At 59.1% G+C, this 10182-nt stretch carries 11 protein-coding genes and 1 pseudogene; 3 read left to right on the top strand and 9 right to left on the bottom strand.

The features are described from left to right. Nucleotides 1–185: tautomerase family protein (locus tag VZP09_RS08220; protein ID WP_328795038.1), on the top strand; the 185-nt coding region annotated here is incomplete at its 5' end. A 210-nt stretch (nt 186–395) separates the two neighbouring features. Here the strand turns inward: VZP09_RS08220 and VZP09_RS08215 are convergent. The 7 genes from VZP09_RS08215 to sad all read right to left on the bottom strand — a co-directional run bounded on the left by VZP09_RS08215 (nt 396) and on the right by sad (nt 7571). Then, nucleotides 396–842, bottom strand: a complete 447-nt coding sequence (locus tag VZP09_RS08215) for a GNAT family N-acetyltransferase (protein ID WP_023341529.1) — start codon at nt 840–842, stop codon at nt 396–398. Nucleotides 843–1095: 253 nt separating this feature from the next. Then, the gene (locus tag VZP09_RS08210; RefSeq protein ID WP_071068218.1) at nt 1096–2547 is read right to left on the bottom strand and encodes a tagaturonate reductase; all 1452 of its coding nucleotides are present in this window, start codon (nt 2545–2547) and stop codon (nt 1096–1098) included. A gap of 113 nt (nt 2548–2660) precedes the next feature. After that, nucleotides 2661–3191, bottom strand: a complete 531-nt coding sequence (locus VZP09_RS08205) for a GNAT family N-acetyltransferase (protein WP_110210510.1) — start codon at nt 3189–3191, stop codon at nt 2661–2663. Nucleotides 3192–3268: 77 nt separating this feature from the next. Beyond that, nucleotides 3269–4693: a GGDEF domain-containing protein gene (locus VZP09_RS08200; RefSeq protein ID WP_328795037.1), complete on the bottom strand. Its 1425-nt coding sequence runs from the start codon at nt 4691–4693 to the stop codon at nt 3269–3271. Nucleotides 4694–4807: 114 nt separating this feature from the next. Then, a complete protein-coding gene (locus VZP09_RS08195) occupies nt 4808–5176 on the bottom strand; it encodes a DUF4186 domain-containing protein (RefSeq protein ID WP_002904598.1) in 369 nt (122 codons plus the stop codon). After that, the gene (glsB, locus tag VZP09_RS08190; protein WP_004143533.1) at nt 5176–6123 is read right to left on the bottom strand and encodes a glutaminase B; all 948 of its coding nucleotides are present in this window, start codon (nt 6121–6123) and stop codon (nt 5176–5178) included. The genes VZP09_RS08195 and glsB overlap by 1 nt, the downstream gene beginning before the upstream one ends. 59 nt (nt 6124–6182) lie before the next feature. After that, on the bottom strand, nt 6183–7571 hold the full coding sequence (sad, locus tag VZP09_RS08185; RefSeq protein ID WP_160558078.1) for a succinate-semialdehyde dehydrogenase: 1389 nt from the start codon (nt 7569–7571) through the stop codon (nt 6183–6185). Between the two features lie 101 nt (nt 7572–7672). Here sad and ptrR point away from each other — a divergent pair, with 101 nt between their 5' ends. Then, on the top strand, nt 7673–8551 hold the full coding sequence (gene ptrR / locus VZP09_RS08180; RefSeq protein WP_002904495.1) for a putrescine utilization regulator PtrR: 879 nt from the start codon (nt 7673–7675) through the stop codon (nt 8549–8551). On the opposite strand, the gene VZP09_RS08175 is transcribed toward ptrR, so the two are convergent. Next, nucleotides 8505–8987 (bottom strand): GNAT family N-acetyltransferase, encoded by a 483-nt coding sequence (locus VZP09_RS08175; RefSeq protein ID WP_002904493.1) that lies wholly within the window; start codon nt 8985–8987, stop codon nt 8505–8507. The genes ptrR and VZP09_RS08175 overlap by 47 nt on opposite strands. Nucleotides 8988–9131: 144 nt before the next feature. On the opposite strand from VZP09_RS08175, the gene VZP09_RS08170 reads away from it, so the two are divergent. Beyond that, nucleotides 9132–10076 (top strand): L-lactate dehydrogenase, encoded by a 945-nt coding sequence (locus VZP09_RS08170; RefSeq protein ID WP_328795036.1) that lies wholly within the window; start codon nt 9132–9134, stop codon nt 10074–10076. Nucleotides 10077–10090: 14 nt separating this feature from the next. Here VZP09_RS08170 and VZP09_RS08165 read toward each other — a convergent pair. Further along, nucleotides 10091–10182: pseudogene (locus VZP09_RS08165) on the bottom strand (DeoR/GlpR transcriptional regulator); the annotation flags it as partial.

The raw sequence follows: 10182 nt of genomic DNA, 5'->3' as shown, positions 1-10182 counted from the left end.
TCGTATTGTTTCATANTTTCGCTGGAAAACCGCGCAGCCGGGCGCAGAAACAAGGACTCTATCGTCGGCTCTGCGCACGGTTAGACGATGAGATGGCGGTCAGCCCGCAGGACGTGATGGTGGTTATCCAGTTTAACCAACTGGAGGACTGGAGTTTTAGCGCAGGGAAGATGGCGGGTGAATGAGACAGGCGGCGCCGCAAGAGGCGCCGCGTTTCAGATGATATAATTTACTACCACGCGAGATGATGCACCAGCGAGAGATCCCAGGCCGTTGCCAATAGCGAAAGAAACATAATCACATTGACCACTGTTTCAAGACGTTTTTCCATCGTTGCTTCTCCTGAGCCTGTTTCCCCTGTTATAGCGGGAAAAGCTTAACAACCTCTTACCGCTTCAGGACTCAAGCGTGATCCTGTAGCGTACGTAATCGTCAGCCGGGGTAAACTCATCATACAGATGACGGGCGGGATTATCACGGCGCGTATGCCAGTACAGCCGCGACCAGCCTTTGTCCGCCCCTTCGCTTTGCAGCGACTTAATCATGGTTCTGGCAATACCCTGTCCACGGAAGGCGGGATCGACAAACAGATCCTCCAGATAGCAGATCGGCGTGGTAACCCAGGTTCCCTCATGAAGAACACAGATAGCGAAGCCGACCACCGCATCATCCACCACCGCGACTCTACCCAATACAGACGAGTTTACATCCAGCATCCGCTGCCAGGTGCATTCGGTCACCTCTTCCGGCTGCGGGCAACCGTAAAAACGAGTGTAGCCTTGCCAAAGCTGAAGCCATTCGGCTTTGTCGTGGGGCCGTACTTCCCGGATATCGATGACCATGAGAGTTTCCTTACAGATGAATGCATTAGCCTGCGAATATTGGCAGGAGATATGAGTTGAGGTCATTATTTTCCTGCGCAGATATTTGTTCAAGCGCTTCGGCCATAATTCTCCTGCTGTTCGGAACGATTTGGCACTAAAAAGCCGTATGCAGAGGAGCCACTGACCGGCTTTTACAGGTTAGCATAATAGTATGTTGTAACTAATAAAAATCCTGCACAACCCGGCCGCAGCCGGGTGTATAGATGGACTATCAGCAAAGAGGTTTGACGGCGTCGCGCATACCGCAGGTCAGGATAGCGTCAAGGTCGGCAGTCACCAGCTCCACCAGCCCCGGGATCTGGCTCAGATCCTGCTGCCAGTGATCCGCCACGCTGAGCACGGCGGTGACCAGCTCGCGAGTGCTCATCTGGCCATCGCGATGGCGGGCCCACAGCGTTTGATAGCGCGATATCCAGTCGGCGTCATCCTGTACTGGATAGCTCTCACCATCCCGCTCTCCCCGGTAAAAGGCGATCAGCGCCGCCAGGGCAAAGGTCAGACGCGGCGGCAGCGCGCCATGCGCTTTCTGCCCCGCCAGCAGCTGCGGCAGAATACGGGTGCGGTACTTGGTCATGCCGTTGAGCGCAATCGAGAGCAGCTGATGTTTAATATAGGGATTACGGAAGCGCCCTGTCACGGCGCTGGCGAATGACACCAGCTCATCGCGCGGCAGATCCAGCACCGGAATAATCTCGTCATAAATCGCTTTTTCGACAAACGCGCAAATCTCCGCATCGTTCATCGCCTCACCCACGGTGTCGATCCCGGCCTGGAAGGCCACCGGCACCAGCGCGGTGTGCGCCCCGTTAAGGATCGCCACTTTGCGTTCTTTATACGGCTTGATATCGTCCACAATGCGCACATTCAGCGGCAGTTTATCGAGACGCAGCTCGGCTTCCAGCGAGGCAGGTCCCTGGATAACGAACAGGTAGAAATGCTCAGCGGTATCAAGGAAAGCATCTTTATAGCCGGTCTGCGCCTCGAGAGCCGCCACTTCATCACGCGGATAGCCGGTCACAATGCGATCCACCAGCGTCGAACAGAAGGTATTCGCTGAGGTCAGCCAGGTGATAAATGCCTGCGGCAGTTCCCATTCGCTAGCATAGCGCAGCACCAGCGCCTGCAGCGCCTCGCCGTTATAATCGATCAGCTCGCAGGGAATAATCACCCATCCCTTGTCGGCCGCACCGGCGAAATACTGGTAACGCTCAAACAACAGACGGGTCAGTTTCGCCGGATAACTGACCGGCGGCGCGTCGTCAAACCGATCCCCGGCATGGTAGCTGATGCCCGCCTCGGTGGTGTTGGAGAAGACAAACCGCATCTCCGGGTTATGCGCCAGGCGTAAAAAAGCGTCGAAGTCTGCGTAAGCGCTGATCTCCCGGTTGACCGAGCGGATAAGACGCGCATCGCTGACCGCTTCGCCCTGCTCGTTCAGGCCGCGAATAATAGTCGTGTACAGGCCATCCTGGGTGTTCAGCGAAGGCGGAAAATCTGTGGCGATAGGCCGCACGACCACGATGCCCGCATTCAGGTCGGTATGCTCGTTGAGCAGGTCGATCTGCCAGTCAACGAATGCGCGCAGGAAGTTACCTTCCCCAAACTGGATGATACGGTCAGGGTACTGCGCGCCGGGGAAATCACGACGGTTTAAAGTTTTCACAATGGGTTCCCTCTAATAGTAGTCATACAACCTGAGTAATTGGTCCAATAAGTTATCAGGTTTTGCTACCAGTGAAACCCTGTTTTGATCAAAGCAATCTGCAATAGCGGCCGTCAGGGCAGAAACTTATAGAATAGTGAGGTGGCAGTCATTTCGCCGTCGGGCATCAGCGCATAGCGCGGAATTTCCCCCACTTTTTCCCAGCCGTAGCGGGCATAGAACTGTTCCGCCCCGCTGCCGGTCGCCGTGTCAAGCACCAACACCGTCTTCCTTTCCCGCCGGGCAATGCGCTCCAGCTCGCTCATCAACGCCTGGGCGATCCCCTGGCGGCGGACATTTTGGTGAACCAATAATTTGGCGACATCCGCTCGATGGGGCTGGTTTTCCGGTTGACTGGTGATAAGTTGCACGGTGCCAACGGGACGTTCCTCCGCATCGAAGGCGGCCAGAACAATGCGCTCCCCGGCCGCCACGCTGTCGGCAGTGCGTTGCCAGAACGTTATCGCCGTTTGCGGCGCGAAAGGCAGCATAAAGCTCACCGAGGCGCCGCCGTTGACGCAGCTTGCCAGGATCTCGCTTAATGCCGGGAGGTGATGGAGAATATCGTCACGCGAGAGCGTGCGCAGTGAAAAGGATGTGGTCATAAAAGCTCCCTGTTATCGACCACATCACTATGTTTTTAACCAAAAATTAGCACAAGCAGGATCCCGATAGGATTTTCTTATGGCGCGCTTTCGGTCAGCGTCGGCATACAAATTTGGTTACGACCGCTCTGTTTGGCTTTCACCATCTCATCGTCCGCCGCCAACAGCAGCTGGTTAAACAGCTCGGTGATGCGGGCGTGGCCTACCTCGCGCGTCTCCAGTCCCAGACTGATGGTCAGGTGGATCGGGTTCTGGCCCAGGCCGAAAGGCTGCGACTCCACCCCGTGACGGATCTTTTCCGCCAGCAAATAACCCTGCTGGGCGCTGTCGACGACGGCGGCCACCGCAAACTCTTCGCCACCGATACGGGCCACCATCCCCTGCTCACCCACCAGCTGTCGAACCTGCTGGGCAAACTGGGTCAGCACGCAATCGCCGCCTTCATGGCCCAGAGCATCATTCACCCGTTTGAAGCCATCGATATCCAGCACCATCACCGTCAGCAGCTTATCCGCCGGCAGCGTCTGACGCTTCAACGCTTCGCTCAGTCCGGAACGAGAATAGACGCGGGTCTGAAAGTCAAAATCGGCGCGCAGGGCCAGCTGCTTCACCAGCGTGTTAATCGCTTCGACACTGGATGCGACAATCACCGGGCTAATCAGCATGGCGGCAATTCCGAGGCGGGTGGAGAACAGCTGCCACGGCTGCATTCGCGCATCTGGCGAAAAGTGAATTAACGAATTAGCGACCAGCAGTATTTCGCCGATGCCAGTGAGAAAAGTCAGCAGACAGGTCAGCGGCAGCGGATAGCGTACGGCGCACCAGATCAAAGCCGGTAACGGGAAGGTAATGCTGCCCGCGCCGCCTACCGCCACGCCAAGCGCAATTGACAGGACCAGCGCCAGCACCGGCAGCAGCTGGCGAAAGCGAAAACCGCTTAATGCCGAAGGCAGCGTCAGGGTCAGAATAAAGGGCAGGATTAATACCGCCGTTGAGAACTGTTCGCTAAACCAGTCCGCCAGCTGGGGAACGAAGGTGGCGCGTTCAACATCCACCGACCCCAGCGCGCCGACCGCTGCGCACAGTAAGGCGGCTAACAGGCAGAAACAGAATAAATTAAGCGCGTTTATCGGGCCCGGCATGGAGTCGGCGCGACGTTTATCCCACAGCACCAGCTGCGCCAGCGTCACAATAAAGACAATATTGGAAAAGTTAATCAGCAATGAGGCAAAGCCCATTCCCCAGCGCGAGGTTAATCCGTCATAGACCAGCATTGCCGCAAAACAGACGGCATAAAAATAGCTGCGGTTAAGCCATACATAGCGTGCAAAAATCCCGGCCATCACTGCATTGAGCGGCCAGAAGAAAGAGAGCTCCTGCACCAGACGCAGCATAGCGCCAAGAAAATGCAGCAGTAGCGTTAACGTAAATAAGACCAATGCATCGCGCACGGGTTGTTCTTCACGAAACAGCGTAAATNACCGAATCGACAGTGAAGACATTCAGTAATTATCCGTCTAATTGTTTCAGGAAATTATTATGTTAATAGTTAGTTAGCGGATTATCATAACATGAGAATATTTATCAGGCATACTCCGGCGCCGATCAAATGCAAATTAGCGCACAGACGGCGCATTCATTTGTAGCACCAGCCAGCGGTGGATGACCTGCACGATATAGTCCTGCTCCGGCTCACTCAGCGCGCGGCCGTGGGGAATGGCATGCCATTTTTCCAGGCAGCCGCGACAGCAGGTAGCGGTCGCGTGCTGGGCGATAAACACCGGGTGACCGCGCATCGGCGTCTGCTTGCCATCATTGATCGGCGCAGCAGGCGCCAGCCGCTGGCGAATAAAGTCTGCGGCATGCCGATCGATGACCTCCGGTCCCTTATCGAGACAATATTGCCGCTCTTTCCCCCCCAGACGGAAGCGTGAGCGAAACGTCGAGCGCGCCAGGCGCGCAAACAAGCGATCCTGATCGACCATCAGAACACCGACCTCCCCATCCGCTGAGTCAGTTTTTCCAGCATCGCCACGCCGGCCAGCGAGTTCCCGGCGTCGTCAAGCTCCGGGCTCCACACGGCGATCGCCATCTCCTGCGGGACAATCGCCACGATCCCGCCGCCGACGCCCGATTTCGCCGGCAGGCCAACGCGCCAGGCGAATTCACCGGCGTTCTGGTACATGCCGCTGGTCATCATCAGGGCATTAACCTGGCGGGACTGGATGGGCGCAATAACCGGCGCGTCGAGATGCGGAGCAATGCCGCGGTCGGCGAGAAACAGAAAGGTTCGCGCCAGCTCAACGCAGCTCATCTCCAGCGAACAGTAATGGAAATAGTTCTGCAGCACGGTGGCGACGTCGTTATGGAAGTTACCAAAGGATTTCATCAGCCAGGCGATGGCGGCGTTGCGCGCCGAATGCTCAAACTCTGAGCGAGCCACCACCGGATCGTAGGCGATATCGGCCACGCCGCTCAGACGGCGGACAATCTCCAGCATCCGCTGACGCGGGGCGCTGAGCCGGCTCTGCAGCATGTCGCAGACCACTAGTGCCCCGGCGTTGATAAACGGGTTGCGCGGTTTGCCCTGCTCGATCTCCAGCTGCAGAAGCGAGTTAAAGGGCTGGCCGGAAGGATCTTTCCCCACCCGCTGCCAGATCTCCTCCTCCTGATAGTGGTTCATGGCCACCACCAGGCTCAATACCTTGGAGATTGACTGGATGGAAAAACGTTCATGGGCATCNCCAGCGGCAAAGTGCTGACCGTCCACCGTACTGATCGCGATACCAAGCTTGTCGCCGCTGACGCTGGCCAGCGCCGGAATATAATCCGCCACTTTTCCGCGGCCAATCAGCGGCCTGATTTCTGCCAGAATGGCTTCCAGCATTGCATTATTGATAACCGTCGCCACACGCGGCTCCTTGCCCACCATCAAAATTCGGTGGGCGAGTATAGCAGACGTGGACGACTGTCGTCAGGGGCTAACGTTGATTAGCGACGGTCTTTCCAGACGGTCTGCGCATTACAGAACTCGTGCAGACCAAAATGCGACAGCTCGCGGCCAAAACCGCTCTTCTTCACGCCGCCGAAGGCCACGCGGGCGTCGCTGGCGCAGTAGCCATTGAGGAAGACGCCGCCGCATTCCAGCTCGCGGGCAAAGCGTTGGGCCTGCGCCTCGTCGGTGGTATAGACCGTGGCGGACAGGCCAAACTCGCTGTCGTTGGCGAGGGCCAGTGCATGGTCAGCGTCGCGAGCGGTGGTCAGGGTTGCTACCGGACCAAACAGCTCCTGACGAAAGCCGGTCATCCCGGCGGTGACGTTGCCCAGCACCGTTGGCGCATAGTAGTTGCCCGCCCCTTCGATTTTTTCCGCGCCCAGCAGCAGAGTCGCTCCTTCATCAAGGGTCGCCGTTACCTGCTGGTGCAGTTCATCGCGTAAATCGAACCGCGCCATCGGTCCGACGTAGTTTTGCTCATCGCGCGGGTCGCCCATCTTCAGCGCTGCCACGGCGTCGACAAATTTGCGGGTGAAGGCCTCGGCAATGCCGGCTTCGAGGATAAAGCGTTTCGACGCCGCACACACCTGGCCACTGTTCTGATAGCGGCCGGTGACGGCAGCTTTCACCGCTTCATCGAGATCGGCATCGTTGAGCACGATAAAGGGATCGGATCCCCCCAGCTCAAGCACGCATTTCTTCAGCGCCGCGCCCGCCTGGGCGCCAATCGCCTTCCCGGCGCGGACGCTGCCGGTGACGGTCACCGCCGCGATGCGGTCGTCATTGATAATCTGCGAAACGCCGTCATTGGTGGCGTTCACCCAACCAAATACACCATCCGGCAGGCCGGCGGCGGCAAAAATTTCGCCCAGCAGACGGGCGCTGCCCATCACGTTCGGGGCATGCTTCAGCAGATAGCTGTTGCCGGCCAGCAGGATCGGCACCGCGCCGCGCATCACCTGCCAGACCGGGAAGTTCCACGGCATCACCGCCAGTATGGCGCCCAATGGACGATACTCAATCACCGCCTGGTTATTTTCCACCAGGGTAGCTTCCGTCGCCAGCATCGCCGGGCCGTGTTCAGCGTACCAGTCGCAGAGGTTGGCCGATTTGGCCACCTCGCCGCGCGCCTGAGCGATCGGCTTGCCCATCTCAAGGGTGATCATCTGGGCCACCTCTTCACCGCGGGCGCGCAGCGCGGCCCCGATGCGGCGCAGGGCATCGGCGCGGTCGGCAAGCGGCGTCTGACGCCACTGGCGATAGCCCGCCGCGGCGAGCGCGATGGCCGCGTCGACCTCGCGTTCGCTGACCCACGGCAGCGAGGAGACCACCTCACCGGTAGTCGGATTGACGGAGACGGCGTGCGTTGCAGATAAATTCATCATTATTCTCTCTCGTTGCTTGCGAAGTGTCCGTATTCTGGCTTACCTTTCCATTCATTGAAAATGAATAATATTAAGCAACGCATTCACAAAAGAAGAATATCATGGACCTGACTCAGCTAGAGATGTTTAACGCTGTCGCCAGCACCGGCAGCATTACCCAGGCGGCGCAGAAAGTGCATCGCGTGCCGTCCAACCTCACCACCCGCATCCGCCAGCTGGAGGCCGACCTCGGCGTTGAGCTGTTTATCCGCGAGAACCAGCGCCTGCGCCTGTCGCCTGCGGGACACAGCTTTTTGCGCTATAGCCAGCAGATCCTCGCCCTGGTGGACGAGGCGCGAATGGTGGTGGCGGGCGACGAACCCCAGGGGCTGTTTTCTCTTGGTTCGCTGGAGAGCACCGCGGCGGTACGGATCCCCAGCACTCTGGCCCACTTTAATCAGCGCTACCCGAAAATTCATCTGGCGCTCTCAACCGGCCCTTCCGGGACGATGATCGACGGCGTGCTGGAAGGCGCCCTGAGCGCCGCGTTTGTCGACGGCCCGCTGGTGCATCCGGGCCTGGAGGGGCTGCCGGTGTTCCCTGAAGAGATGATGATCGTCGCCCCCTACGGCCACGCACCCATCACCCGCGCCAGCGAAGTGAACGGGGCCAACGTCTACGCCTTTCGCGCCAACTGTTCCTATCGCCGGCATTTTGAGAGCTGGTTTCATGCCGACAGAGCGACCCCGGGCAGGATCCACGAGATGGAGTCTTACCACGGGATGCTGGCCTGCGTCATCGCCGGCGCCGGCCTGGCGTTGATCCCGCGCAGCATGCTGGAGAGTATGCCCGGCCATCAGCAGGTTTCCGCCTGGCCGCTGGCCGAAGAGTGGCGCTGGCTCACCACCTGGCTGGTGTGGCGCCGGGGCGCCAAAACCCGCCAGCTGGAGGCGTTTATAGCGCTGCTGAACGAAGATCGGCAAACAGTGGTTTCTCCATAAACACGCTGAGCGGATCGGGTTGATACGGCGCAAACGCGCAGCGGGTCTGGTAGCCGTTGCGCGTGTAGAGGGCGATGGCCGCATGCTGATGGATACCGGTCTCCAGGCGCAGGGTATGGCAGTCGCGCTGACGCGCTTTCGCTTCCAGCGCCGCCAGCAGCTTTTCTCCCAGCTGCTGGCCGCGGTGCTGGGGATCGATATAGACCCGCTTCATCTCGCCAAAGCCTTCCTCACTGAGAACAATAGCCCCGCAGCCAACGGCCTCGCCCTGCGGGCTGCGGATCGCCAGGGCGATGACCGTCTGCGGCGGCAGCTGGCTAAGGTCCAGCAGGTGGTTGCTCTCCGCCGGGTAGAGGGTCTCCTGCCAGGCGTCGAGGGCGGCAATCAGGGCGATAAATTCGGCGTCGGTAGGGGCGATGTCGGTGATGGTGTACATAGGTGAGCTCCTTTTTTACCCCACTGTAGCGCGGCCGGCGGCTTTTCCCGACATAGCATTAACTTATATTGCCGCCCGCCTATTGCGCTAACCAACTGAAACACAGTAATTTTATCCGCTGCTGTTCGTACTTGAGATCTGAATATGCACACCAAAGCCCGTAAAGTGATGATTATTGGCGCCGGCAATGTCGGCGCGTCGGCGGCCTACGCCCTGCTCAACCAGAGCATTTGCGAGGAGCTGATCCTCGTCGACCTTAACCAACAGCGCGCTGAGGCCCACGCTCAGGACCTGAGCGACGCCGCGGCCTACCTGCCGGGGATGATGACCATCTCCACCCGCGAGGCCAGCGACTGCGCCGATGTCGATATCGCGGTGATCACCGTCTCCGGCGGCGCGCTGCGCCCCGGCCAGAGCCGGCTGGATGAACTAACCTCCACCGCGAAGATTGTGAAGAGCATTGTGCCGACGATGATGGCCAACGGATTTAACGGCATCTTTCTGGTGGCCACCAACCCCTGCGACATCATCACCTGGCAGGTATGGCAGCTTTCCGGCCTGCCGCGCAGCCAGGTGCTGGGCACCGGCGTCTGGCTGGATACCACCCGCCTGCGTCCCCTGCTGGCGCAGGAACTGGAGATTGGCGCCCAGAGCATCGACGCCTTTATCCTCGGCGAGCATGGCGATACCCAGTTTCCGGTGTGGTCGCACTCCTCGGTATATGGCACGCCAATCGCCGACCTCTACCAGCAGCGCACCGGCCTGCCGCTCGATCGCGAGGCGATGGCTGACAAAGTGCGCAAGCTGGGATTTGAGATCTACGCGGGTAAAGGCTGCACCGAATATGGCGTGGCAGGGACCATCGCCGAGATCTGCCGCAATATCTTCACCGGCAGCCACCGCGCGCTGGCGGTCTCCTGCATTCTTGACGGCGAGTACGGGGTCAGCGGCGCGGCGGCTGGGGTGCCGGCGGTGCTGGCCCAGGGTGGCGTGAAGCAGATCATCGAACTGCAGCTGGCCGGCGAAGAGCAGGCGAAGTTCAGCCAGTCGATCGCGGTGATCAAGGCCAATATCGCCCGTCTGCCCTGACGGCAGCCTGCGAGTCAGTCGGCAATGATCAGCTGCGGGGAAAGGGTCTCCAGCGCCTCGCGGGTTTTATCCGGCAGGTGGGCGTCGGTCACGATATCGGTCAACG

It is taken from the genome of Klebsiella sp. EMBS2024 (assembly GCF_036233805.1).
In the GTDB taxonomy this organism is placed as follows: Bacteria; Pseudomonadota; Gammaproteobacteria; order Enterobacterales; family Enterobacteriaceae; genus Klebsiella; species Klebsiella pneumoniae.
Note: the sequence above shows the minus strand (reverse complement) of the source record. Positions and strands in the feature narration are given on the sequence as shown.

Excerpts from the sequence above, each read along its gene's own strand:
- VZP09_RS08205 (WP_110210510.1), bottom strand. The coding sequence starts at position 3,191 with ATGACCACATCCTTTTCACTGCGCACGCTCTCGCGTGACGATATTCTC.
- VZP09_RS08170 (WP_328795036.1), top strand. The coding sequence starts at position 9,132 with ATGCACACCAAAGCCCGTAAAGTGATGATTATTGGCGCCGGCAATGTC.
- VZP09_RS08195 (WP_002904598.1), bottom strand. The coding sequence starts at position 5,176 with ATGGTCGATCAGGATCGCTTGTTTGCGCGCCTGGCGCGCTCGACGTTT.
- sad (WP_160558078.1), bottom strand. The coding sequence starts at position 7,571 with ATGATGAATTTATCTGCAACGCACGCCGTCTCCGTCAATCCGACTACC.
- VZP09_RS08215 (WP_023341529.1), bottom strand. The coding sequence starts at position 842 with ATGGTCATCGATATCCGGGAAGTACGGCCCCACGACAAAGCCGAATGG.
- ptrR (WP_002904495.1), top strand. The coding sequence starts at position 7,673 with ATGGACCTGACTCAGCTAGAGATGTTTAACGCTGTCGCCAGCACCGGC.
- VZP09_RS08175 (WP_002904493.1), bottom strand. The coding sequence starts at position 8,987 with ATGTACACCATCACCGACATCGCCCCTACCGACGCCGAATTTATCGCC.